Here is a 24,681-nt window from a genome sequence, read left to right on the forward strand (position 1 = left end):
ATGCGCTATCGGGTAAAGATTTGCGGGATCACGACGCCGGAGCAGGCGGTGGCCGCGGCGCGTGCCGGGGCCGACGCGATTGGCCTGGTGTTCCATCCGCCCAGCCGCCGTTATGTCGAGCCCGACCAGGCGGCGGAGATCGCTGCGGCGCTGCCGCCCTTCGTGACGACGGTGGGGCTATTCGTGGATCCGGAGCCGGCGCGCGTCGAGGAGATCCTTTCCGGGGTGCGCCTGGACTGCCTGCAGTTCCACGGTCATGAATCGGCAACGGAATGTGCGCGTTTCGGGTACCCCTATCTCAAAGCGGTGTCGATGAACGAGACGGGTGATCCGCGGCCGGTGATGGACGCCCACCCCCAGGCGCAGGGCTTTCTTCTGGACAGCCATGGAGCCGGACGTAGTGGCGGTTCCGGCCACCGGTTCGACTGGGACACGGTGCCCGATGGGCTGGACCGGCCCTGGCTGCTGGCCGGGGGGCTGGACGAGGATTCGGTACGCGAGGCGCTGGAACACCTGCGCCCGTACGGGGTCGACGTAAGCTCCGGGGTCGAGAGTGGCCCGGGAATCAAGGATGCACGGCGCATGGAGGCCTTTGTGAAGGCCGTGCGCCAATGCGAGGTGAACGAATGAGCAAGATCGACTGGGCGGCGTTCCCGGATGCCCGCGGGCATTTCGGGCCCTATGGCGGGCGCTTTGTGTCCGAGACGCTGATGGGTGCGCTGGACGAGCTGCAAAAGGCGTACGAGCAGTACATGGGCGATGCCGATTTCATGGCAGAGCTGGACCATGATCTGAAGCAGTTCGTCGGGCGGCCCAATCCGCTTTACCACGCCGAGCGCCTGTCGAAGGAGCTGGGCGGGGCGCAGGTGTACTTCAAGCGCGAAGACCTGAACCACACCGGCGCGCACAAGGTGAACAACACCATCGGTCAGGCCCTGCTGGCCAAGCGCCTGGGCAAAACCCGCATCATCGCGGAGACCGGTGCCGGCCAGCATGGCGTGGCCACCGCGACCGTGGCCGCGCGCCTGGGGCTGGAATGCGTGATCTATATGGGCGAGGAGGACACGCGCCGCCAGACTCCGAACGTTTTCCGTATGCGTCTGTTAGGGGCCGAGGTAGTCGCGGTGAAATCGGGCACGCGCACGCTGAAGGACGCCTTGAACGAGGCGATGCGCGACTGGGTCACCAACGTCGACGACACCTTCTACATCATCGGTACCGTCGCGGGTCCGCACCCGTATCCGGCCATGGTGCGGGACTTTCAGGCCGTGATTGGCCGCGAGGCGCGGGAGCAGCACCTGGAGATGACCGGCAAGCTGCCGGATGCCCTGGTGGCCTGCGTAGGTGGGGGCTCCAACGCCATCGGCCTGTTCCATCCGTTTCTGGATGACGAGTCCGTGGAAATGATCGGCGTCGAGGCCGCGGGCGCGGGCATCGAGTCCGGCCGGCATTCGGCTCCGCTCTGTGCGGGGCAGCCGGGCGTGCTGCATGGCAACCGCACCTACCTGATGGAGGACGAGCACGGGCAGATCGTCGGGACGCACTCGGTCTCCGCCGGGCTCGATTATCCGGGCGTCGGACCTGAGCACGCCTGGCTGAAGGATACGGGCCGTGCGCGCTATGTCGCCGTGACCGACGACCAGGCGCTGGAGGGCTTTCATCGGCTCACCCGTACCGAGGGCATCATCCCGGCACTCGAGACCTCCCACGCCATCGCGCATGTCCTGGAGCTCGCCCCGACCATGCGCCCGGACCAGAGCATCATCGTCAACCTGTCGGGCCGGGGTGACAAGGACCTCAACACCGTGGCGGAACGCGAAGGAATCACGCTATGACTCGCATCGAGCAACGTTTTGCCAAGCTGCGGTCGGAGAACCGCGCCGCGCTGGTGCCTTATGTGACCGCGGGAGACCCGGAGCCGGCCGCCACCGTGCCGCTGATGCATGCGCTGGTGAAGGCCGGTGCGGACCTGATCGAGCTGGGGGTTCCGTTCTCCGACCCGATGGCGGATGGGCCGGTGATCCAGAAGGCCTGCGAGCGGGCGCTGCGCTACGGGACGAGCCTGCGGGATGTGCTGGACATGGTGGCCGAGTTCCGCAAGACCGACACCGAGACGCCGGTCGTACTGATGGGCTATCTGAACCCGGTCGAGCGGATGGGCTACGAGACCTTCGCCGAAAAGGCCCGTGAGGCGGGGCTGGACGGCCTGCTGACGGTGGACCTGCCGCCCGAGGAATGCGACGACGTCGCGGGGCTGCTGGAAAACGCGCAGATCGCGCCGATCTTCCTGGTGGCGCCCACGACCTCGGACGAACGCATTGCCCATGTATCGCGCGCGGGGCGGGGGTTCATCTACTACGTGTCGCTCAAGGGCGTGACTGGTTCGCAGACGCTGGATACCTCCGCGCTGGCCGAGCGCCTTGAGGCCATTCGCCAACATACGAATCTCCCGCTGGGTGTGGGTTTTGGAATTCGCGACGCCGAGACGGCCGGGCAGGTCGCGCGCGTGGCCGATGCCGTGGTCGTGGGCAGCGCGATCGTGCGTCTCGCCGAGGAATTTGACGGTGACCCGGTCGGTTTCGCTCATGCCGCGTCCGAGGTCGTCGCGGGGATGCGCGTGGAGATGGACCGCGTGCGCGCGTCCGGCGTCGAGGCTTCGGTGTAGTAGAATGCGGCGCTCGCAGGACTAAGGGATTCAGGATGAGCTGGTTTGAAAAACTGATGCCTTCGCGCATCCGTACCGACAACAGCAGCAAGCGGGGCGTGCCCGAGGGGCTGTGGGTGCGCTGCGAGGGCTGCGACGCCACGCTGTACCGCCCCGAGGTGGAACGCAATCTCGATGTCTGCCCGAAATGCGGGCATCACCGGCGCATGAGCGCGCGGCGTCGTCTGGAGACCTTCCTCGATCAGGAGGGGCGCGAGGAAATCGCCGCTCAGATCGAATCTTCCGACGTCCTGAAGTTCCGCGATTCCAAGAAATACAAGGACCGTCTGGTCGCCGCGCAGAAGTCGACCGGCGAACGCGACGCGCTGGTCGTCATGCAGGGCCAGCTGATGGGGCGCCCGCTGGTGGCCTCCGCTTTTGATTTCCGCTTCATGGGCGGGTCCATGGGTTCTGCGGTGGGCGAGCGCTTTGTCCGCGGTGCCAACCGTTCTCTGGAGCAGCGCATTCCGCTGGTCTGCTTCAGTGCGTCTGGCGGGGCGCGGATGCAGGAGGCCTTGTTCTCGCTGCTGCAGATGTCCAAGACCAGCGCGGTGCTGGCGCGGATGCGCGAGGAACGTATCCCGTTCGTCTCGGTGATGACCGACCCCACCATGGGCGGCGTCTCCGCGAGCCTTGCGATGCTCGGCGATATCAACGTCGCCGAACCCAACGCCCTGATCGGTTTTGCCGGTCCGCGCGTGATCCAGCAGACCGTCCGCGAGACGTTGCCGGAGGGCTTTCAGCGGTCCGAGTTCCTGCTCGAGCACGGTGCGGTCGACATGATCATTGAACGCGGCGAGATGCGCCGTCGTCTGGCCTCTGTGCTCGGCATGCTGACGCACGGGCCGGCCCCGGCCCCCGAGGCGCCTCCGGTCGAGGAAGAAGAGCCGGAGGTGGAAGTGATTCGTGCGGAGGACACCGGCGAATCGACGGATGCCCCGCGCTCTACCTGATTCCATCCGTGCGCTACGCCACACTGGCTGAATGGCTGGCCTTCCAGGAGCGCTTGCACCCGGTGGGGATGGACCTCACCCTGGAGCGCATCGCCCTGGTCGCCGATCGGCTGGGGCTGCGTGGTCCGGGGACGCCCCGTACGGTCATTGTCGCGGGGACCAACGGCAAGGGCACGGTCACCACGCGCACGGCAGCGCTGTTGCAGGCCGAGGGCCTGAATGTCGGGCTTTTCACCTCTCCTCATTTGCTCCAGTACAACGAACGCATCCGATTGAACGGCCGCCCGGCTTCGGACTCAGACCTGTGCCGGGCATTCGAGGCGATTGACCAGGCTCGTGGTCACGATTCGCTGACCTATTTCGAGTTTGCAGCCCTGGCTGCGGCCTGGCTCTTCCGTGAGGCTCGGGTCGACGTGCAGGTGCTGGAGGTCGGGCTTGGTGGACGGCTGGATGCTGTGAACATCTGGGATGCGGATGTGGCGGCGGTTACCGCCGTCGATCTCGACCACCAGGCCTGGCTCGGTGATTCGCGCGAGGTGATCGGGCACGAGAAGGCCGGCATCATGCGTGCGGGGCGCCCCGTGGTGCTCGGCGAGTTGTCGCCTCCCCAGAGTGTGCTGGACCATGCCCAGGCGCTTGCGTGTCGTACCGTCCGCCTGGGCCGCGATTTCGACCTGCTGGTTGAACAGGAGCGGCTCGTCTGGCGCTGGAATGGGGCCCAGGTCGAGTGGAATGTCCCGCTGGCGCGTGGGCTGAGTGGTGCGGCGCTGGCAAATACCGCCACCGCGCTGGCGGTGGTCGAGTCGCTTGGCATGGACGCCGGGCTGAGTGCGGCCACAATGGAGCGGGCTCTGAAGGTGCGCCCGCCGGGCCGTCTGCAGCGCCTGAATGGCCCGCCCGATTGGCTGCTGGATGTGGCGCACAACGCCCAGGCCGTCGCCGAGCTCGCCCGCTGGCTGCGCGAGAACCCGTCGGCAGGCCCGACCGTTGCGCTGGTGGCGGTGATGGCCGACAAGGATCGCAGTGCCATGTGGCGCGACCTGGATGGGCTAATCGATATCTGGATTCCGGTACCGCTCGATCTCCCTCGGGCCCTTCCTGCCTCCGATCTGGCCGGGGAGCTGGAACAGGTGGGTCAGTCCGGGGTCCGTCCGGCTGGCGATATCCAGCAGGCCTTGAAACAGGCCGCCGAATCGGCAGGTTCACAGGGTCGTTGCGTCGTATTCGGCTCGTTTCACACGGTGGCTGCGGTCCTTGAACAGGCACCGAAGCTGGCTGCTGCGGCCTTGAGAGAGTCACTCCCGGACTCAGCGGTAGCGGAGGGAGTGTGACATGGCGAGGCTGAAGCGGATCATTCGCCTTGCCCGGGCGGGCGCGTGCGGCGTAAGGTCGCTGGGAAGACCCGACGCACGGGACCCCAATGCGAACATGGCATGACCACCGATAATCCCATTCGCTTTCGCCTCACAGGCGCGGTGATCCTGATCGTGATCGCCGTGATCTTTCTCCCGTGGCTGTTTGATGGCGCGGGCTATGAACACATGAGTGGTATCGATGACCCGGTCCCCAATGCCCCGACCTTCGCCGCACCCGATATCGCGCTTCCTTCCGAACGCGAGGCAACGCCTCCGCGACCCGAGCGTGAGGGGGAAGGGGAGAGCCGAATTGCTGACCTGCATGCGCTGGAGAACGGCGAGGAGGGTCGCGAGACCGCAGCTGACAAGGACAATGGGCCGATCCCCGAACCAGTGGAAGCCGCTCCGGAGTCCAGGGCGATCGAGGCCGGCTGGGCTGTCCAGGTGGGCAGCTATCGGGACGGAGACAATGCGCGCGAGGAGGAGGCGCGCTTGCGCGAGGCCGGCTTGCCGGCGTTCATCGACGAGTCGGAGGCTGAGGGGCGCAGCATCTATCGAGTCAAGGTTGGACCGGTGGCGCAGCGCGACGAGGCCCAGAAGCTGGGCGAGCAGCTGAAGGACGAGCTCGATATTACCGGCATCGTGGTGACCTTCCCGTGAGGTCCGGGCATTCCACAAGCGCGGGCGAGCGCCTGCGAATTGCGATTCGCTGCGGTACACTACGCAGCCTTTTCGCACCCGAAGTCCGCCGCGCGTGAACTGGATCGACCTGGTCATTGTTGCCCTGATCGTTGTCTCGGGGCTTATCAGTCTGTTTCGTGGCTTCGTGCGCGAGTCGTTCTCGCTCGCGACCTGGATTGTGGGCATCTGGCTGGGTATTCGACATGCCGCCGAGGTTGCCGAAGTCTTGCCGCAGGCGCTGTCGGATGCCACTTTGCGCTTGGGCGTGGGGTTCGCGCTGATCTTCATCGGGGTCCTCATTGTGGGCGGCATTCTCGGAGTGCTGGCCAATCGTCTCGTACGCGGGAGTGGCCTGACGGGTACCGACCGCTCGCTCGGCGTAATCTTTGGTCTGCTGCGCGGGGTGGTACTGGTCGCCGTGCTGGTTTTCGCTGCGTCCCTGACCTTGATGCCCGAGGAGGGCTGGTGGGAAAACAGCCGCCTGATCCCCGAGTTCGAGCGTCTGGTCGACTGGATGATCGCGCAATTGCCGGAGGGCTGGCAGGAACAGATTGGTGAGCTGCTGGCCTCCGATCCTGTAGAACCGCCTCCGGATGCCCCTGCCGATGATGCGCCGGCACCACAACCCGAACCCCCCGCCGAAGATCTCTAGTCGATCGCCTTGATGGAGCCCTGAGCCGTATGTGTGGAGTAGTCGGAATCGTCGGGCGTAGCCCGGTGAATCAGCCGCTTTATGATGCCTTGCTGGTGTTGCAGCACCGCGGGCAGGATGCCGCCGGGATCGTGACCTGCGACGACGAGGGTCGGTTGCACCTGCGCAAGGACAACGGCCTGGTGCGGGATGTATTCAACGACCAGCACATGCAGGGGCTGATCGGCAACATGGGCATTGGTCATGTGCGCTATCCGACCGCCGGGAGCTCCAGTTCTGCCGAGGCCCAGCCGTTCTACGTGAACTCCCCGTTCGGTATTACGCTGGGACATAACGGCAACCTGACCAATGCCCGCGAACTGAAACAGGCCCTGTTTGCGACCGATCGTCGGCATATCAACACGGATTCCGACTCCGAGATTCTGCTGAACGTCTTCGCGCAGGAGCTCCTGCGCTATCTGGATAACGGCCTGACCGCCGACTCCGTTTTTAACGCAGTCGAACGCGTGCACGAGCGCGCCAAGGGCGCTTACGGCGTGGTCGCGATGATCGCCGGGCGCGGCCTGTTGGCCTTTCGCGACCCGAACGGTATCCGTCCGATCGTCTATGGCTCGCGTGAAGCCGAGGAGGGCGGGCGAGAATGGATGGTTGCCTCCGAGAGCGCCGCGCTGGAGTCCCAGGGCTTCGAGCTGGAACGCGACCTGGCGCCCGGCGAGGCCGTGTTCATTACCCCCGAGGGCGAGGTCTCGACGCGCGTCTGCGCCGAGGACACCCAGCTCAACCCCTGCATTTTCGAGCATGTGTACTTTGCCCGGCCCGATTCGGTGATCGACAACGTGTTTGTGCACCGCGCGCGCATGCGCATGGGCACCGCGCTGGGTGAGAAGATCCGCCGCATCTGGCCGGATCATGACATTGACGTGATCGTGCCGATCCCTGATACCGGCCGCACCGTGGCGCTGGAGATGGCGCACGAACTGAACATCAAGTATCGCGAGGGGTTCATCAAGAACCGCTACATCGGCCGCACGTTCATCATGCCGGGCCAGACGAAGCGGCGGAAATCGGTACGCCAGAAGCTCAACGCGATTTCGCTGGAGTTTCGGGGCAAGAACGTGATGCTGGTGGACGACTCGATCGTGCGCGGAACCACCTCGCGCGAGATCGTCATGATGGCCCGCGAGGCCGGGGCCAGGAAGGTCTACTTCGCCTCCGCCGCGCCCCCGGTGCGTTATCCGAATGTCTACGGGATTGATATGCCCGCGGCGCATGAACTCATTGCCCATGGCAGAGACGAACAGGAAGTATGCGAGGCGATCGCCGCCGACCGCCTGATCTACCAGGACCTGGAAGATCTGCAAAAGGCCGTGCGGCGGGGGAACCGAAACATCGAGACCTTCGACTGCTCCGTGTTTACCGGCGAGTACGTGACTGGATTGCCCCCTGATTACCTCGAGTATCTGGCCTCGCTGCGGGGCGAAGGACTGGTGAATACGCCCGTGGCGGGCGAGGTGCTGGATCTGGCCAACAAGAAGTGACGAGAGAGTAGTGACCTTGCCGAGTTTGCAGTGGATCGAACCGGTCGTGGAAGCGGCGCGGGCGCAGGCGGGAAGCGGCGAAGGTTTGCCGGCGGTGGTGGTACGCGTGGACCAGCAGCGCCTGTACGTCTGGGAAGACGGCAAGGTCACGGAAATCTTCGATGTCTCGACCTCCGAGCGAGGCATCGGGAACCAGGATGGCACGTACAAGACGCCGCTGGGGCTGCATCGCATTGCCGAGCGCTTCGGCGATGGTGCCGAGCGCGGCACGGTGTTCCGGGCGCGCGCGAACACTGGCGAGATTGCCGAGATCCTGACCGGCGAAGGCGAGCGCAGCCAGCGCGACAACATCACCTCGCGCATCCTCTGGCTCGAGGGCCTGGAGCCTGGCCTCAATCGTGGGGGCAGCATCGATTCCTACCACCGCTACATCTACATCCACGGTACGGATGAAGAGGGGCGGATTGGCCAGCCGGCCTCCGTAGGGTGCGTACGTATGCGCAACGACGAGGTCATCGAACTGTTTCCTCGCCTCCCGGTGGGGACCCTCGTCGTGATCCTGAACGGCCCGGATTACGAAACCGGTCGTATCCTTCCGGTTTAGCACACGTCCGGCGGCCCAGCGCGGCTCGCGTTCGGCGTGATCCAGAAATCCCTAATTTTCTAACAATTTCCGAGGGAACTCCGTCAGCATCAGACGGCTCTCACAATAACCTGCGTTTGGCGTACGTGAATTCGCGGCAATCGCCTGATACAATCAGGGAATTATTCCTGACAACAACTGTCAGGTAAAAAGGGAATTATTCCTGACTATGATTGTCAGGAAAGGTGAACGGATTCGAATCTGTGAATGGATGTCGACCTCGACACGCACGATCACGGTTTCTCGGAGGCTTTAAGACATGAAACTCTCAACCAAGGGCCGCTACGCGGTGACCGCCATGATGGATCTCGCGATCCATGATCGGGTCGGACCGGTGACCCTGGCCGACATCTCGCAGTGCCAGGGCATCTCGTTGTCCTATCTGGAACAACTGTTTGCAAAGCTGCGCAAGGCTGACCTGGTGGAAGGCGTGCGGGGGCCCGGCGGCGGTTACCGCCTGGCCAAGCGTGCGGACCAGATCAGCATTGCCAACATCATCACGGCAGTCGATGAATCAGTCGACGTGACCCGTTGCAAGGGTCACAAGGACTGCCAGCACGGCGAACGCTGCCTGACGCACGAGCTGTGGGATGACCTGAGCCAGCAGCTGTACGACTTCCTCGACGGCATTACGCTGGCGCAGTTTGCCAACCGTCCGGAAGTGCAGAAGGTCGCTCGTCGTCAGGATGAGCGCCGCGGCGCGCGGCACCACTTCATCTTCCGTAACGACGCGGCCTGATAGCGGCCGGACGACCCAGCGGCCCGGGGCTCCCGGCGCCGCTGCGCAAGACCTGAAGGCCCGACCGGGTGCTGAATCCGGCCGGGCCTTTTCCATTGGCGCATCCTATGTCGTCCGCGGTGCAGGCTGGCCGACGGGTGGCTTCCGAAGGTCGGATGCAGCCAGGCGGCGCAGGGCCATCAGATGTCCGGCCCGGTCGTCGGGCCGCGCGGGCGCGAAGCGGGCCAGGTTGTAGTGCTCGGCGAAGGCATCGACGATGGGCGCGAGATCGGGCCGTGCAGCCTTGATCCGTCGGGTCCAGGTGACGACGGGCTCGTGTGCGTGGCGGCCGAGTCCCGTCTGTTGGCGTTCGATGCGACGGGACAGGCGTTGCAGGAGTCGATCCGCTGCGTCGAGGGGACGACGAGGTCGGCGCCAGCCGGCCCAGGCCAGAGCCGCGACCGCCAGCAGCCCAAACCCCGCGCCCAGTGCCGTGACGATGTCGCGCCAGTCCGTTGCGTCGAGCCCGAAACGCGCGAAGAGCTCGCGCTGGCGCTCGGGATCGAATGCCAGCACCCAGCTCTCCCAGCGGAACCGGGCGAAATCGCGCCAGTCTTCGAACCCAAACCGAAGCTGTTGCACCCAGCCCAGCCCGTCACGGCGCAGGAAATCGGGCACGGATTCGCCCTCGCCACCGGTCAGGCCGCCAATACCGGCCTCGATGCGCTCCGGAGCGATCGCCGCGGTGGGGTCGACGCGAATCCAGCCCTCGCCATCCAGCCATACCTCGTTCCAGGCATGCGCGTCGGCGTTTCGCAGGCGCAGATATTCGCCCCGCTGCATCCATTCCCCGCCCTGGTAGCCCGTGACCACGCGGGTCGGGATCCCCGCCGAGCGCATCAGCACGGCGAACGCGGAGGCATAGTGTTCGCAGTAACCGGCCTGGGTTTCGAACAGGAACTGGTCGGTGACATCCCCCGCGAGGGTGGGGGGCTGCAGGGTATAGCGATAGGGGGCGGCGGCGAAGCGATCCAGGGCGGCCTGGATGATCGCGCGGTCATCATCGCCATGCGTGGCGCGCCAGAGGGCGACCTCGGCACGGGAGCGAGGGGCTGCGCTGGGTGGGAGTTCAAGGGCGCGTTCACGGGCGGAGCTGCTTAGGGCTTCCTCGCCACCCGGTGGGCGCGACAGGTCGGCCTCGGCGTCGTACTGGATGCGGTTCACGATGCGTCGATCGCGTATGACCTGATGGTTGTCGCGGTACTCGGCGTTATCCGGCAGCGAAACGGGATAGTCGAGCACCGGCAGGTAACGCACACGGGTGGGTTCCAGCGTGGCGGTATAGGCCACCACGTTGTCCGGGGCGTCGGCTTCCGGGACCTCGATGCTGGACTGGCCGCCTTCAGCCTGCCAGCGCCGCCCGTCAAAGTCCGTCATGACCAGTGCACGCCAGTACTGGGCTGGGGGCGGTGGCACGGTGTCGTGGAACTGGACGCGCATCGCGGTGGTTTGGTCTTGCAGGAGTTCCGCGATGTCGCCGGGATTCAGCTCGCCCGAGAGGGCCGTGGTGGCCACCTCGTCACGCTGCGGATCGCCCCAGAGTGGTCCCTGAACCCGCGGGAAGGCGAGGAACAGGATCAGCATGAACGGGAGGGCATGGACGATCATCCAGCCGGACTGCTTCGCCAGGCGCCACCGTTCGAGGGTGCGTCCGGCGTGTACCTGGACCAGGGCGGCGGTCAGCAGCCAGGCGGACAGCAGGGACCACGCAGCGATCAGCAGCGACTGATCGAAGAAATAGGTCGTGACGACCACGAAGTAGCCAAGGAACAGGCCGATCACGATATCCCGCCGGTTACGGGTCTCGAGCAGTTTGAGGGCCATCATGACCAGCAGCAGCGCGGTACCCGCCTCCTGCCCGAACAGGGTCCCGTACTGCAGAAAGGTCATTGCCCCCGCGAACGCGGCCAGAAGAGCCATCAAACCAAGGGCGGGCGGCTTGCGGTCGCGCAGATGGAGCCAGGTCCGCAGCAGGACGGCGGCCGCCACGAGCAACGTCACCCACGGTGGCTGGTGCCAGGCATGCGGGAGCGCGGCCACCGGCAGGGCCAGGAGGGCGAGTTCCAGGCCTCGTAGTTCCGGTGATCGGTGCTGGCCTGCGCGGTTCACTCCTTCGTTCTCCTGGGAGTTTCTGGGATCGGCAAGGGGATCGGCTCGAAGCGGAATTCGGCGAGGGCGCGAAGACCCCGCTCCCGCTGCGCCGGGCCTTGTCCGGGCGGGAGGATCTGGTCGGGCAGGCGCAGCCCCCAGGCGCGGCCTTCGGCCTCGGCGGCCAGGATCTGGTGGCAGAGCATGGAGAGGCGCGTCTCGGTGTCGCTGGCTGGCATGGAGGACCAGTCGATCCAGAGCGTGTCACGGCCTCCTGCGACCGTTTCGCGGATGTGCAGCTTGCCGGTGCGGGCCAGGGCCTTCCACAGGATCCGGCCGGGCGGGTCTCCGGGGCGGTACGGGCGGATGTGATCGGGTGTGGAGGCTTCCTGACGCCGCTGGGGGCCGGCTTCGTCTCCGAGACCGGTATGGGCGGCGCCCGGCTCCACGGGTTGCGGGTACACAAGGATTTCGGCGGCCAACCCAAGCCAGCTCCAGGCATTCAGGATGCCGAGCGGATACTGGGTGCCCAGGTGTTGGCGGGGTAGCCGGTAGACTCCGCGGCCGAGCGGCGGGAGGGGCAGGCTGGCCACTTGCTGCCCGCGGGCCGGTACTGCAACGGGCACGCTTGTGTATTCGCCAATGCTCAGGTGCAGGGCTTCCCGGTCGCGGCCGCGCGTATCCTCCAGGCGCAGGGAGACGGACAACGGCTGTCCGGCGAACACCGGTGTGGTGGGCAGCGCCGACACCTTGAGCCCGAGCAGGTTGCGATGGGTATACCAGATGGCGTTATGGCCGATCCCGACCAGGAGAAAAGTCAGCAGGAACGCCATGTTGTTGGAGTAGTTGATCGCCCCCAGCAGCATCACCCCGAGGATCGCCAGGAGGGTGTAACCGGCCCGGGTCGGCAGGATGTAGATGCGGTCGCGGCCAAGCGTCGCCTCCGAGCCATCGTCGCGGTGGCGCCGCGTGATCCAGCGGATCACGCCTTCACGCAGGCGTTGCCCCTGCGATCGGAAGCGCTTGTGCAGGGCTAACGAACCGGCACGCATTCCAACAGCCGTTCCACCGTGCGTGCGGGGGTGTCCGGTTCGCGGGCTCGGATCCGATGGCCGGACACGGCCGGCAGGACGTCCGCCAGGTCATCCGGAGTGACGTAGTCGCGCCCATCGAGAAAGGCATGGGCCCGTGCGGCGCGCAGCAGGCCGAGCCCGGCGCGGGGCGAGAGCCCGTGGGCAAAGCGTGCGCGGTCGCGGCTCGCCTGTATCAGGTCCTGCAGATAGTCCAGCACCACTGGCTCGGCATGCACCTGGTTAATTCGGGACTGCCAGCCCTGCAGGTCCTCGGGTGTGACGATCGCGCTCGGGGCAGGATGGGCAACGGGTGCCGCCGCGCCACCGCCGCGTTCGAGCAACGCGCGCTCGGCGCGGACATCGGGATAGCCCAGTTCGATGCGCATCAGGAAGCGGTCCATCTGGGATTCCGGCAGGGGATGCGTGCCGACCTGTTCTTCCGGGTTCTGCGTGGCGATTACGAAGAACGGCTCGGGCAGGGGACGGGTCGCGCCCTCCACACTGGCCTGGCGCTCTTCCATCGCCTCGAGCAGCGCGCTCTGGGTCTTGGGGGGTGCGCGATTGATCTCGTCGGCCAGCAGGACCTGAGTAAAGATCGGCCCGGGGTGAAAGCGGAACTCGCTGGAGCTCTGCTCGAACACGGACACCCCGAGGACATCGCCGGGCAGGAGATCGCTGGTGAACTGCACGCGGCGGTAATCGAGGTTCATTGCTGCGGCCAGCGCGTGTGCGAGGGTCGTCTTGCCAACGCCTGGCTGGTCTTCGATCAGCAGGTGGCCGTTGGCGAGCAGGCAGGTCAACGCCAGCCGGACCCGATCGGGTTTGCCCAGCAGGATGTCGTTCAGCGCGTTCTCGACCTGGTGGAGAGCTTCGTTGGCCGCGGGCATTGGGCTCCTCGTGGTGGATGGTGTCGGGCGAAAAAGACGCAGACCGATCAGCGTGATGCGTGGGAGAGATTTAAGCCCCGCTTCGCGTGCCGGGTGAGTTTGCGGCTACCATGGCCGCAATTGCCCCACGAGCGACAGTATGGACAAGCAGGCCGCCGATTCGGGCCAGACGTTTCGCTATGATGCCACAGCCTCGCCGGATGCCCGCCTGCATCTGGCGGGTCGGCTGGACGTGCATGCAGTGGAGCGGGTCTGGTCGCCTCTGCGCCGCCGCGCCCGCGAACTGGCCGATGGTGCGCAGGCTGCGGTGACGCTGGATGTCGGTGACCTCGAGTATTGCGATGGCGCCGGGGCCGCGTTACTCCATGCCCTGGAGCGCGATATCGAGCGGGCGGGTCGCAAGGTGGAGCTGGTGGGTGTCCAGGGCCTGGTGGAGGAGCAGCTAACCCCGTACCGAGAGCTGGAAACCGTTGAACCGGCACGTCACGAAACACGTGGGGGACTGTGGGCCCAGTCGCTGGAGGCGGTGTCCCGAGTCGGGCAGGCGGCCTATTCGCAGGTCGGGTTCATTGGCGAACTGACACGGGCCCTGGGTTCGGCGCTGGTGCATCCCCGCCAGGTTCGCTGGGGCGATACCTTCCGGGTCGCCGAGGCGGCCGGGTTCCAGGCGCTGCCCATCGTCTCCCTGATTGCCTTCCTGCTGGGCGTGATCCTGGCATTCCAGTCCGCGATCGCGATGCGGCAGTTTGGTGGCGAGATCTTCGTCGCCAATCTGGTGGCGGTCTCGCTGTTCCGCGAGCTGGGACCGTTGATGATGGCGATCCTGCTGGCCGGGCGCTCCGGGGCCGCGTTCGCGGCGGAGATTGGCACGATGAAGGTGAACGAGGAGGTCAACGCCCTGAAGACGATGGGGCTCGACCCGGTTCGCTTTCTGGTGTTGCCGAAGGTGCTTGCCGGCATCCTGGTCGCGCCGCTGCTGGCGCTGTACGCGAACATGATCGGCCTGCTGGGTGCTGCGGTGGTGATGCAGGGCTTCGGGATCCCCTGGACGGCGTTCTTCAATCAGGTGACCGTCGCGCTCAGCCTGTCCGATCTGTTCTCGGGGCTGTTCAAGGCCGTGACCTTTGGCCTGCTGATTGCGGGCGTGGGTTGCCTGCGTGGGCTGCAAACGGCCAGCGGTGCGGCCGCCGTAGGGATCTCCACGACCAGCGCGGTGGTGACGTCGATCATCCTGATTGTGGTGTTCGACGGTCTGTTCGCCGTCCTGTTCTATCACATGGGGGTCTGACGGTGGCGAACGCAGAGCCGGTGATCAAAGTGCGCGACCTCACCATGGGGTTCGGTGACTTTGTGCTGATGCGGGACCTCGACTTTGACGTCCAGCGCGGCGAGATCTTCGTGATCCTCGGCGGCTCCGGGAGCGGCAAGAGTACGCTGCTCAAGCACATGATCGGACTGTACACGCCACAGAAGGGAAACATCTGGGTGGCCGGTGCCGACATCACCACGGCCGATGGCCAAGAGCGCGAGGCGATCCTGCGCCGGGTGGGCGTGATGTACCAAATGGGGGCGCTGTTTGGCTCCATGACACTATTGGAGAACGTCCGGCTGCCGCTGGAGGTCCATACCGACCTGCCACGCGAGGCGATGGACGCAATCGCCAAGGCGCGACTGCAGCTAGTCGGGCTGGGCGAGTTCGCGGACTTCATGCCCTCGGAGATCAGTGGTGGCATGCAGAAGCGTGCGGCGATCGCGCGTGCGATGGTGCTGGACCCGGAAGTCCTGTTCCTGGACGAACCTTCAGCCGGGCTGGACCCGATCACCTCGGCGGAGCTCGACCAGTTGATTCTGCGGCTGGCCCGCAGCCTGGACATGACCATCGTGATCGTCAGCCACGAGCTGGCCAGTATTTTTGCGATTGCCGACCGGGTCATTATGCTCGACAAGGAAAGCAAGGGCATCGTTGCCGAAGGGAATCCGGTGACTCTGCGTGACACATCCGATCACCCGTGGGTACAGCGGTTCCTGCAGCGGGCCGATTCGGCCGACTCCAAAGAGAGATCTACATGAGTGCCCGACAACATTTTAGCCTGGGGTTGTTCATCGTCGGTGGCCTGGTGGCGCTGGTGACCGCGCTGATCATCATGACCGCGGGCAATATCTTTCGCGCATCGATCCCGATCGAGACCTACGTCGATTCCTCCGTGCAGGGGCTGGAGATCGGTGCGCCAGTGAAGTTCCGCGGAGTGACGATTGGCGAGATCACCAATCTGGGCTTTACCTCGGTGGAATACCAGCAAGACGTGGATCCGCGCGAGCGCAAACGCTATGTGATGGTCGAGGCCCGACTCTGGCCAGACCGCTTCGCGGCCAGTGCCCGCGAGCAGGATTTTGAGTCGGAAGTCCTGAAAAACCTGGTGGATGCAGGATTGCGTGTGCGCATCGCGGCACAGGGCATCACGGGCATGAACTATTTGGAGGCGGATTTCTCCGATCCGGAAGAACACCCACCGCTGGAGCACGACTGGGAACCACGGTCGATCTACATCCCGTCGTCCCCGAGTATCGCCGTGCAGTTCATGGAGTACGCCGAGAATCTGCTCATGCGCATCGACGGACTGGACATCGAGGGCGTGATCGAGAACCTGAACTCTTTGCTGGTGACCGTCGACGACACCGTGTCCAGTCTGGACACCGGAGGGCTGAACCAGCGCGCGGATGATCTGATCTCGGAACTCGAGCAGACCATGCGCACGGCTGATCGGGTGATGCAGTCGGTCGAGAGCCTGGTCGAGCATCCGGACACGCAGGCACTTCCGACCGAGACCCGCAAGGCGATCCAGGAGCTGCGTCGTACGGCCGAGGCGGCCGATGTCGCGGGCCTGGTCGAACGCATGGACTCGATGGTCGAACGCCTTGATCGCGGCATGGATGTTAGCGAGTCGAAGTTGCTGGAGACCCTGGACGAGCTGCAAGGCGCGATCTCGGGCCTGCGCGGCCTGTCGGATGATGTACGCCGCAACCCCGGTGGTGCGCTGTTCGGTGCCCCGCCACCGCGCAGCCGCATGGACGAGGAGTAAGCATGAACTGGTGGAAAGTGCCGATCCTGATGCTCGCCGCGCTGGTCCTGGGTGGCTGCACGCTGTTGCCGGACCGCGAGCCGCTCGATCGCTCCTGGTATCTGTTGGAGTTGCCGGACGAGCCACCCGCACGGACGGCGGAGGAGCCGGTGGCCGTCGAACTGGGGTCGGTCCGGGTCGCTCCGGCCTATGCCGGCAATGGGCTGGTATACCGGCTGGGGAATCACCAGTACGAGTCGGATTACTACAACGAATGGTTCCTGAAACCGTCGGAGCAGCTTGAACAACTGCTGCGAGAACGCTGGACGCGCAACGGTGCCGCGCTGGAGCTGGTCGACAACGCATCGGCGGTGCGTGAACAGGGGCGTCCTGCCGTGCGGGTCCATGTCTTGATCACCGCGCTGTACGGTGATCTAGAAGGGGCTGAAGCCGTCGAATCCAATGGGCTGGCCGTGACGGGGACCGGGCATATGGGTCTGCGCGCCCAGTTGAGCCAGGGCGATCGCAGCCGTCTGGTGCATCTGGAATCCGAGCAGGCGCTGGAGCGGCGCTCGGCCTCGCAGCTGGTGGCGGCTCTGTCGCGCGCGACGGCCGAGGTCCTGGCGGATCTGGAAGACGCGATCCTGGAAGATGTCGAGGCCACGCGCGATGACTGATGTCTTCGACTTCTCGGTGCCGGCAGCGGACGGTACCGAACAGCCTCTGGGGGCGTATCGCGGGGATGTCCTGCTGATCGTCAATGTGGCCAGCGAGTGCGGGTTCACCCCGCAGTACGAGGGGCTGCAGGCACTGCAGGAACAGTTCGCCGAGCGACGTTTTCGCGTGCTTGGCTTTCCCTGCAACCAGTTTGGCGGGCAGGAGCCGGGTGATGCGGAGGCCATACAGGCCTGCGGTGTGCGTTTCGGGGTCGGGTTTCCGGTGTTTGCCAAGATCGAAGTGAACGGCGAGGGCGCGCACCCGTTGTACCATCACCTCAAGCAGCAGGCGCCCGGCGCGTTGGGCACGCGGGGGATCAAGTGGAACTTCACCAAGTTCCTGGTCGGCCGGGATGGCTCCGTACTCGACCGATTCGCCCCCCAGCGCAAGCCGCAGGACCTGGTCGGCGCAATCGAACGCGCGCTCGCCGTACCGCGCCCGGACGATGGCGGCTGAGGGCGCGCCCGACCCGCGGAACATGGAACCCGGCGAGCGAGGTCCGGCGCCTACCGAACCCGGTGCGCATGCCTACTGGATGGATGTCGCGCTCGCGCAGGCGGAGCGGGCGGCGGAGGTCGGCGAGGTGCCGGTGGGTGCTGTTCTGGTGGATGCGGAGGGTTATTGTCTGGCCGCCGCCCACAACGCACCGATCGGCGAGCATGACGCCACTGCGCACGCCGAGATTAGAGTCCTCCGTAGCGCAGGAAAGCGGTGTTCCAACTATCGGCTGACCGGCACCACGCTCTACGTGACGCTCGAGCCCTGTTCGATGTGTGCGGGGGCGATGATTCACGCCCGGGTGGAGCGGCTGGTGTTTGCGGCTTCGGACCCTCGCACAGGGGCCGCCGGGGGCGCCATCGACCTGCTTCATCACCCCGCTCATAACCACCGTCTGGAATGTATCGAAGGCGTGGCGGCGCACCGTGCTGCCGAGCTGCTGCGCAATTTCTTTCGTCTACGCCGAAAGCGTTAGATCCCCGTGATGCAAAGGCGTTGCCCGGCGGCACGTTGGGGCGCAGAATCAAGCGAATATGAGAAGGCGTTCACGTTCTGCACATCAATGGTGCACGGGGATGCCGAGATTCTGTGTCCGGCAGCAGGGGTGTACCGATTAGCCAGCCTCCTTCCAATGATGATCGCGGGGATCCTGTCCTGGATTCGGCCACGGGCGCACCCGAGTCGGGGCGCATGGGCGATAAGGATGGCCGCGAGCCGGAGTTCCCGATTGTGGATGGGGAGGGCCGTTCGGACAGCCTTCTCGGCGGGTTGATCCTGATCGCCCGCATGCACGGGCTGCGCCTGACACCGGATTCCGCGCTTGCGGGGCTTCCGCTGGACGAAGGGCGGCTGTGCCCCTCCCTGGTCCCGCGTGCGGCACAGCGGGCCGGACTGACCACACGCACCGTCACCCGCGACGCCCGCGGATTGAAGGACGACCTGCTGCCCGCGCTGCTGCTGCTGGACCAGAACGAAGCCTGGGTGCTGGTCGGCTGGAACGACGACAAGAGCGTGGCCCGGGTGATCGACCCCGAGCTGGGTGATGCGGTCATCGATGTGCCGCTGAAGCGGCTGAAAGAGCGCTACGTAGGGCGGGCCATCTACGTGCGGCCCGAGTTCCGCATGGATGCCCGAGCCCCGCGGGTCTCGAAGGAGAGCAAGGGGCACTGGTTCTGGCGGGTCATTCGCGAGAACCGGCCGCTGTATCGGGATGTGCTGATCGCGGCGGTGATGATCAACCTGTTCGCGCTGGCAATGCCCCTGTTCGTGCTGAACGTGTACGACCGCGTGGTCCCGAACCACGCGACCGAGACGCTGTTCATGTTCGCGGCGGGTGTCGTGATCGTGCTGATCGCCGACCTGATCCTGCGCACCATGCGCAGCCACTTCGTCGACAAGGCGGCGATGCGCGCGGACGTAAAACTCTCCTCGCACATCATGGAACGCGTGCTCGGGCTGCGTATGGAGAACCGCCCGGCGTCGGTCGGGTCGTTCGCATCCAATATCGGCGCGTTCGAATCGGTCCGCAGCTTCATATCGTCGGCGACGATCATCGCCTTCGTGGATCTGCCGTTCGCGTTCATGTTCATCGCCATCATCGCGTTGATCGCCTGGCCGCTGGCGATCCCCGTGGCTATTGGCGCGCTGCTACTGCTGTTCTATGCCACCGCCATCCATCGCAAGCTGCACGGACTCGCGGAGGAGAGCTACCGCGTGGCGGCGCAGCGCAATTCGACGCTGGTCGAGAGCCTGACGGGGGCCGAGACGCTCAAGGCCCTGGGGGCGGAGGGCCGGGTGCAGGCGACCTGGGAACGCGCCACGACGCACCTGGCCCGGACCAATGCGCACAACCGACTGCTGACCGCAAGCGTGACGCACACGGCGATGTGGGCGCAGCACACGGTCGGCGTCGCCATCATCGTGCTCGGCGTGTTCCTGCTGATGGAGGGGGATCTCTCCATGGGCGGCCTGATTGCCGCCTACCTGATCTCCTCGCGCGCGATGGCGCCCATTAGTCAGACCGCCGGGCTGCTGATGCAGTATCACCAGGCCTCGACCGCGCTCGGTTCGCTGAACGAGATCATGGCGCTGCCGGTCGAGCGCCCGGCGGACTCGCACTTCCTGAGTCGTGATCGCTTCGAGGGCGCGATCGAGTTTCGCAATGTCGGCTTCGCCTATCCCGAGTCCGCTACACCGGCGTTGCAGGGGGTTTCGCTGAAGATCGAGGCGGGCGAACACGTCGCCGTGCTGGGTCGCGTGGGCTCGGGCAAGAGCACGCTGGCCAAGCTGATCATGGGCCTTTATCAGCCGACCTCCGGGGCGGTACTGGTGGACGGGATTGACGTACGCCAGCTGGACCCGGCCGAGCTGAGGCGGTCGCTGGGCTATGTGGGCCAGGAAGTCACGCTGTTCTACGGGAGCCTGCGCGAGAATCTGGTGGCGGCCGATCCTCTGGCCAGCGACGAGGCGATCCGCAAGGCGATCGCGATCTCCGGGATCGAGGACCTGATTAACACCCACCCAGAAGGTGTCGATCTGCAGGTCGGGGAGCGCGGGGGCCGGCTTTCGGGCGGGCAGAAGCAGAGTGTTGGTGTGGCGCGTGCCGTGTTGCACGAGCCCAGCATGCTGTTGATGGACGAGCCGACAAGCTCCATGGACAACTCCACCGAGCAGGGCATGAAGCGCCGTCTGGCGGAATTCATCCAGGGGCGGACGACCGTGATCGTCACGCACCGCACCTCGCTGCTAGAGCTGGTGGACCGGATCATCGTGCTGGATCAGGGCCGTGTGGTGGCCGACGGGCCGAAGGAGCAGGTGATCCAGGCGCTGCGGGAAGGCCGCGTGGGCAAGGCGCAGGCATGAGCAAGCGCACGCGCAGGGACGGCCAGGGATTCGAGGCGCTTGGCCGCGGTATGGATCAGACCGGAAAGGTTGGTGCACCGATGGTGGACCGCATCTTTCGCCCGTGGCTGACCAAGGGTGGGGGCGACCACCGCAACTGGGCATCGGACGCCGACTGGACGCAGATACAGGAGCGTCCGATCCGCGCCCGCGCGCTCCTCTACGGGATCCTGATTACGCTGGGCCTGCTGGTTTATTGGGCCTCCGTTGCCGAGATTGACGAGGTGGCCCGCGCGGATGGGCGGGTGATCCCGTCGCAGAACCTTCAGGTGCTGCAGTCGATGGACGGGGGCGTGGTCTCCGAGGTGCTGGTGCGCGAGGGGGATGTCGTGGAACAGGGCGACGTGCTCGTGCGTGTGGACCCGACGCGGTTTTTGTCCGACCTGGGCGAGGCGAGGGCGAGCGAGTTCGCGTTGAAGGCGCGCCGGGCGCGCCTTATGGCGCTGCTGACGGAAACCCCGTTCCTGATCACACCAGACCTGCAGGAAGGGCCGCAGGCCATCGTCGAGCAGGAACAGCAGCTTTACGAAGAAAGCCTGGATGAGCTGCGCTCGCGAATTCGCATTGCCGAAGAGCAGATGCGGCAAAGGCGCGAGGAGCTGAACGAGGTAAGGGCGCGCCGCAGCCAGGCCATCCGTGCCCTGGAGCTGGCCAGTCGAGAGCTGGAGGTGACCGAACCGCTGGTGCAAAGCGGGGCGGTATCCGAAGTGGAGATCCTGCGCTTGCGCCGCGAGGTCTCCAACGCCCGCGGCGATCGTGATCAGGCGACGGCGCAGATTGCCCGTCTGGACGCCGCGATCGAGGAAGCGGAAGAGAAGATCCGCGAGGTGCGGCTGAATTTCCGCAATCAGTGGCGTTCGGAGCTCGCCGACACCCTTGGGCGGCTGCAGGAGCTGGCCGAGGGCACCGAGGGCCTGGAGGATCGCGTGCGGCTGTCCGAGGTGCGATCGCCCATGGCGGGGATTGTGCAGCGGATGTTCATCACCACGCGCGGTGGCGTGATCTCGCCTGGGCGCGAGGTGGCCGAGGTGGTGCCGCTGGAGGACGAATTGCTGATCGAGGCGCGGGTATCGCCCCGTGATATTGCCTATCTGCGCCCGGGGCTTAACGCCAAGGTGAAGTTTACCGCCTATGACTTCGCCATCTACGGCGGCCTGGATGCCACCGTGGAGCACATCAGTCCGGACACGATTACCGACGACGACGGCAACACCTATTACAAGGTCCGCGTAAGAACCGAGGAAACCGGGTTCGACGAGGAGCATCCGATCATGACCGGGATGGTCACGCAGGTGGATATCATCACCGGGCGTCGCACCATCCTGCAGTACCTGCTGAAGCCGATCCTCCGCGCGGGCGAGTTGGCTTTTACGGAGCGCTGAGCAACATGCAGATCTTTATGATGGACCGAGCGTCGCGGCCCTCGTCGCGCTGGGAAGAGGCCTTTCCGGATGCCCAGGTGCTGCGCCCGCCATTTCCGTCGACCCTGCCGGAGGGCACCGAAGCCTGCTGGATTGGTACGGATCTGGCCGACTGGGAGGAGTACGTCAAACAAAGGACTCTGGTTCATCGGGTGATTGTGCAGTCGCGACACCCGAATGACGAAGAAGGCATCCGTGCATTCGACGCGGGGGCCCACGGCTACTGCCATACACTGGCCAACGTCGCCCAGCTGCGAACGATCGCGGCCACCGTCACCGGGGGTGGCTTATGGGTGGGTCCCGACCTGATGACCCGGATGATTCGCACAGTCCGCAGCGCCCAGCCCCGCGATCCGGAAACACCGCCGGAGGGGTTCGAGAACCTTACGCCCCGCGAGCGGGAAGTTGCGCTGGCCGTGACCACGGGGGCGCACAACAAGGAGATTGCGCGCCAGCTCGGCATGACCGAACGCACCGTCAAGATGCACCTCGGCTCCGTCTTCAAGAAGCTCAACGTGGATGACCGCGTTCAGCTCGTGCTCCACCTGACTCGCCTGCGCGAATCGCACCCGACCGTCTGATTCAGGTGAGATACGCGTAGCTCGCCTCCAGCGGCGGTGATGCGATTCGCTGTGCTCATCGGCATCCTACGTGACGCCATCCCCCTCGTTTGATGAGGGTCGTAGGATGCGATTCGCACAGCGAATCGCATCAATCCAGCCCCCGCACCCCGCAGCTTCCATCCGTTTTCATCCAACCGAGCCTCATATCGGTTCTCCCATAACCCCACAAACCCTGTACTTCGGTACACCTGTCGTGCCAACGCCGACTCCCCTAGGCTCGTACCCATCGAAAACTGTGAAGTAATTCTGAATCCAGGGAGAAGATCATGTCTGAAGTCGTCGTAGCTACCGTCGAATCCGTGGTGGGTACCGTCATTGCTCGAGACGAGGACGGCAACACCCGCGTCCTGCAACCCGGAGACGAGATCTTCTACGGCGAAGAAGTCATCACCGAAGACGGCGCCTTCATCGAGATGGCCTTCGAGGACGGCTCCACCATGTCCCTCGCGGGCAACGAGTCCGCCACCATCACCGACGACCTGGCGGAATCCGCCCAGCCCGCGCCCGAGGAAGGCGAGATCGCCGACGCCACCGTCGAAGAGATCATCGCCGCCCTGGATCGCGGTGAAGACATCACCGACATCATCGAAGCCCCGGCCGCCGGTGCCGATGGTGGTGAAGGCGGCGGCGCAAGCTTCGTCCGCATCGCCCGGGTAGGTGAGGAGCCCCCTGCTGTCCAGTACGAATTCCCCACCAATGTTTTCGGCGAGCCGGGTAGTGCCGGGATAAATGACTCTGGCACATTGGCGGAAGATGAAGAAGTAACTACAGCAGACGTCGACGACACCTCTGTCAGCGAAAACCCCATCGTTGACGAGCCGAGTGATGACGAACCGGGTGATGACGAGCCGAGTGATGACGAACCGGGTGATGACGAACCGGGTGACGACGAGCCGGGTGACGACGAGCCGGGTGACGACGAACCGAGTGATGACGAGCCGGGTGACGACGAGCCGAGTGATGACGAGCCGGGTGACGACGAACCGAGTGATGACGAGCCGGGTGACGACGAGCCGAGTGATGACGAGCCGGGTGATGACGAGCCGGGTGACGACGAGCCGAGTGATGACGAGCCGAGTGATGACGAGCCTGGTGATGATGAACCGGGCGCTGAGGAACCGCTTGACCCATCAACCTGGTCGGTGAGTGCTCACACCGTGGGCGGAAGCGACGGCGTTGGGACTATGGCAAATGCTAGGAGTCTCAAGGATGCCCCACATCAGAGTGCCGACTGGACGCGAGATGATAATGGGTTCTTCGCGGTCGACCATAGCGGCAACAATGATCCGGATCGTATCGAGTTTCGAGAAGCGCTTCTGTTTGAGCTGCCTGGGGAGGTTTCTGGGGCCACCTTCGAGATTGACGGGAGTCCAAATGGTGGCGTGTATCACCTGTACGACGGAGAAGGAGAACGGATTGGTGATGCTCGCGATCTGGCGGAAGACCTGACTGACGATAACCTGTTGGTCGTCAGTGAACCTTTTGCATATATCGCCTTCCAGGGAGGTTCAACGGGCCAAGGCAATAGCGGGGAAGGGAGTGCGTACTCGGTTAGGCCGCTTGAAGTGACCATGGAGAGTATGGATGGAGGAACTTTTGTTGGTTCCGATAGTGACGACGTCCTGATTGGGACTGAAGGTGATGATCTGCTCATTGGTGGCGGTGGTGACGACATCCTCACTGGAGGTTCCGGAGACGATGTGTTCCGCTGGAATTCTGGGGACGAAGGGACGGTCGATGATCCAGCTAACGATGTGGTCACAGACTTTGGCAACGGGGGGAACGTTCTGGATGTGTCTGACCTTCTGGACGATGCGAACGTTACTGAAATCTCGAATTTCATGATCGCCGAAGAGGATGGAAACGATACCGTCCTGTACATTAGCTCCACTGGGGGCTTTGTGGGGAATGATACGGACAATGCGGACCAGACCATCCGACTGGAAGGCAAATCGTTTAACGACTTGGGCGGGAGCAGCTCTGAGGAAGTGATCAATCAGCTCCTGAGCAACGACCAGCTCAAGATTGACCAGTAAGCGGTCGTGTTGAGAGCCCCGCCGGTGCCAATCGGCGGGGCTTTGTTGTGTCTGAGGGTGTAGGCTGGGAGCTG

At 64.9% G+C, this 24,681-nt stretch carries 23 protein-coding genes; 20 read left to right on the plus strand and 3 right to left on the minus strand.

Annotated elements, in window-relative coordinates:
* From F466_RS0108350 to iscR, 10 genes are all read left to right on the plus strand, one after another.
* Nucleotides 1-630 (plus strand): phosphoribosylanthranilate isomerase, encoded by a 630-nt coding sequence (locus F466_RS0108350; protein WP_018139348.1) that lies wholly within the window; start codon nt 1-3, stop codon nt 628-630.
* Nucleotides 627-1,835, plus strand: coding sequence for a tryptophan synthase subunit beta (gene trpB, locus F466_RS0108355; RefSeq protein ID WP_018139349.1), 1,209 nt, complete (start codon nt 627-629; stop codon nt 1,833-1,835). Before F466_RS0108350 ends, trpB begins: the two co-directional genes overlap by 4 nt.
* Nucleotides 1,832-2,665: a tryptophan synthase subunit alpha gene (trpA, locus tag F466_RS0108360; RefSeq protein ID WP_018993864.1), complete on the plus strand. Its 834-nt coding sequence runs from the start codon at nt 1,832-1,834 to the stop codon at nt 2,663-2,665. The genes trpB and trpA overlap by 4 nt, the downstream gene beginning before the upstream one ends.
* Nucleotides 2,666-2,700: 35 nt before the next feature.
* Nucleotides 2,701-3,657, plus strand: a complete 957-nt coding sequence (gene accD, locus F466_RS0108365; RefSeq protein ID WP_018139351.1) for an acetyl-CoA carboxylase, carboxyltransferase subunit beta — start codon at nt 2,701-2,703, stop codon at nt 3,655-3,657.
* Between the two features lie 8 nt (nt 3,658-3,665).
* Nucleotides 3,666-4,988 (plus strand): folylpolyglutamate synthase/dihydrofolate synthase family protein, encoded by a 1,323-nt coding sequence (locus tag F466_RS0108370; RefSeq protein ID WP_018993865.1) that lies wholly within the window; start codon nt 3,666-3,668, stop codon nt 4,986-4,988.
* A 102-nt stretch (nt 4,989-5,090) separates the two neighbouring features.
* Entirely contained in the window at nt 5,091-5,672 is a 582-nt protein-coding gene (locus F466_RS0108375; protein ID WP_018993866.1) for an SPOR domain-containing protein, read from the plus strand.
* Nucleotides 5,673-5,766: 94 nt separating this feature from the next.
* On the plus strand, nt 5,767-6,345 hold the full coding sequence (locus F466_RS0108380; protein WP_018139354.1) for a CvpA family protein: 579 nt from the start codon (nt 5,767-5,769) through the stop codon (nt 6,343-6,345).
* A gap of 29 nt (nt 6,346-6,374) precedes the next feature.
* Complete coding sequence (gene purF, locus F466_RS0108385) at nt 6,375-7,883, plus strand: amidophosphoribosyltransferase (protein ID WP_026296436.1); 1,509 nt, start codon at nt 6,375-6,377, stop codon at nt 7,881-7,883.
* A 10-nt stretch (nt 7,884-7,893) separates the two neighbouring features.
* Nucleotides 7,894-8,487, plus strand: a complete 594-nt coding sequence (locus tag F466_RS0108390) for a L,D-transpeptidase (protein WP_018139356.1) — start codon at nt 7,894-7,896, stop codon at nt 8,485-8,487.
* Between the two features lie 298 nt (nt 8,488-8,785).
* Nucleotides 8,786-9,265, plus strand: a complete 480-nt coding sequence (iscR, locus tag F466_RS0108395) for a Fe-S cluster assembly transcriptional regulator IscR (RefSeq protein ID WP_018139357.1) — start codon at nt 8,786-8,788, stop codon at nt 9,263-9,265.
* A gap of 105 nt (nt 9,266-9,370) precedes the next feature.
* On the opposite strand, the gene F466_RS0108400 is transcribed toward iscR, so the two are convergent.
* From F466_RS0108400 to F466_RS0108410, 3 genes are read right to left on the minus strand one after another with little or no spacing between them, the layout of a single operon-like run.
* Nucleotides 9,371-11,413 carry a DUF3488 and transglutaminase-like domain-containing protein gene (locus F466_RS0108400; RefSeq protein WP_018993868.1) on the minus strand — a complete coding sequence of 681 codons (2,043 nt, stop codon included), beginning with the start codon at nt 11,411-11,413 and terminating at the stop codon, nt 9,371-9,373.
* Nucleotides 11,410-12,444, minus strand: coding sequence for a DUF58 domain-containing protein (locus F466_RS0108405; protein ID WP_018993869.1), 1,035 nt, complete (start codon nt 12,442-12,444; stop codon nt 11,410-11,412). The genes F466_RS0108400 and F466_RS0108405 overlap by 4 nt, the downstream gene beginning before the upstream one ends.
* Nucleotides 12,426-13,352: a MoxR family ATPase gene (locus F466_RS0108410; RefSeq protein ID WP_018174236.1), complete on the minus strand. Its 927-nt coding sequence runs from the start codon at nt 13,350-13,352 to the stop codon at nt 12,426-12,428. Before F466_RS0108410 ends, F466_RS0108405 begins: the two co-directional genes overlap by 19 nt.
* A 139-nt stretch (nt 13,353-13,491) precedes the next feature.
* Between F466_RS0108410 and F466_RS0108415 the strand changes: the two genes are divergently transcribed.
* The 10 genes from F466_RS0108415 to F466_RS0108460 all read left to right on the plus strand — a co-directional run bounded on the left by F466_RS0108415 (nt 13,492) and on the right by F466_RS0108460 (nt 24,607).
* Nucleotides 13,492-14,640: an ABC transporter permease gene (locus F466_RS0108415; RefSeq protein ID WP_018993870.1), complete on the plus strand. Its 1,149-nt coding sequence runs from the start codon at nt 13,492-13,494 to the stop codon at nt 14,638-14,640.
* 2 nt (nt 14,641-14,642) lie between these two features.
* Nucleotides 14,643-15,422 carry an ABC transporter ATP-binding protein gene (locus F466_RS0108420; RefSeq protein ID WP_018993871.1) on the plus strand — a complete coding sequence of 260 codons (780 nt, stop codon included), beginning with the start codon at nt 14,643-14,645 and terminating at the stop codon, nt 15,420-15,422.
* Entirely contained in the window at nt 15,419-16,432 is a 1,014-nt protein-coding gene (locus F466_RS0108425) for an MlaD family protein (RefSeq protein ID WP_020146666.1), read from the plus strand. The genes F466_RS0108420 and F466_RS0108425 overlap by 4 nt, the downstream gene beginning before the upstream one ends.
* A gap of 2 nt (nt 16,433-16,434) precedes the next feature.
* A complete protein-coding gene (locus F466_RS0108430) occupies nt 16,435-17,088 on the plus strand; it encodes an ABC-type transport auxiliary lipoprotein family protein (protein ID WP_018993873.1) in 654 nt (217 codons plus the stop codon).
* A complete protein-coding gene (locus F466_RS0108435) occupies nt 17,081-17,584 on the plus strand; it encodes a glutathione peroxidase (RefSeq protein ID WP_018993874.1) in 504 nt (167 codons plus the stop codon). The genes F466_RS0108430 and F466_RS0108435 overlap by 8 nt, the downstream gene beginning before the upstream one ends.
* Complete coding sequence (gene tadA, locus F466_RS0108440; RefSeq protein WP_018993875.1) at nt 17,574-18,101, plus strand: tRNA adenosine(34) deaminase TadA; 528 nt, start codon at nt 17,574-17,576, stop codon at nt 18,099-18,101. The genes F466_RS0108435 and tadA overlap by 11 nt, the downstream gene beginning before the upstream one ends.
* A 215-nt stretch (nt 18,102-18,316) precedes the next feature.
* Nucleotides 18,317-20,488, plus strand: coding sequence for a type I secretion system permease/ATPase (locus F466_RS0108445; protein WP_018993876.1), 2,172 nt, complete (start codon nt 18,317-18,319; stop codon nt 20,486-20,488).
* On the plus strand, nt 20,485-21,909 hold the full coding sequence (locus tag F466_RS0108450; protein ID WP_012982711.1) for an HlyD family type I secretion periplasmic adaptor subunit: 1,425 nt from the start codon (nt 20,485-20,487) through the stop codon (nt 21,907-21,909). The genes F466_RS0108445 and F466_RS0108450 overlap by 4 nt, the downstream gene beginning before the upstream one ends.
* A gap of 5 nt (nt 21,910-21,914) precedes the next feature.
* Nucleotides 21,915-22,529 (plus strand): response regulator transcription factor, encoded by a 615-nt coding sequence (locus F466_RS0108455; RefSeq protein ID WP_018139368.1) that lies wholly within the window; start codon nt 21,915-21,917, stop codon nt 22,527-22,529.
* A gap of 308 nt (nt 22,530-22,837) precedes the next feature.
* Nucleotides 22,838-24,607 carry a retention module-containing protein gene (locus F466_RS0108460; protein ID WP_018993877.1) on the plus strand — a complete coding sequence of 590 codons (1,770 nt, stop codon included), beginning with the start codon at nt 22,838-22,840 and terminating at the stop codon, nt 24,605-24,607.
* Nucleotides 24,608-24,681 lie beyond the last annotated feature (74 nt).

The sequence above is a fragment of the Thioalkalivibrio sp. ALgr1 genome (assembly GCF_000378285.1).
Taxonomy (GTDB): domain Bacteria; phylum Pseudomonadota; class Gammaproteobacteria; order Ectothiorhodospirales; family Ectothiorhodospiraceae; genus Thioalkalivibrio.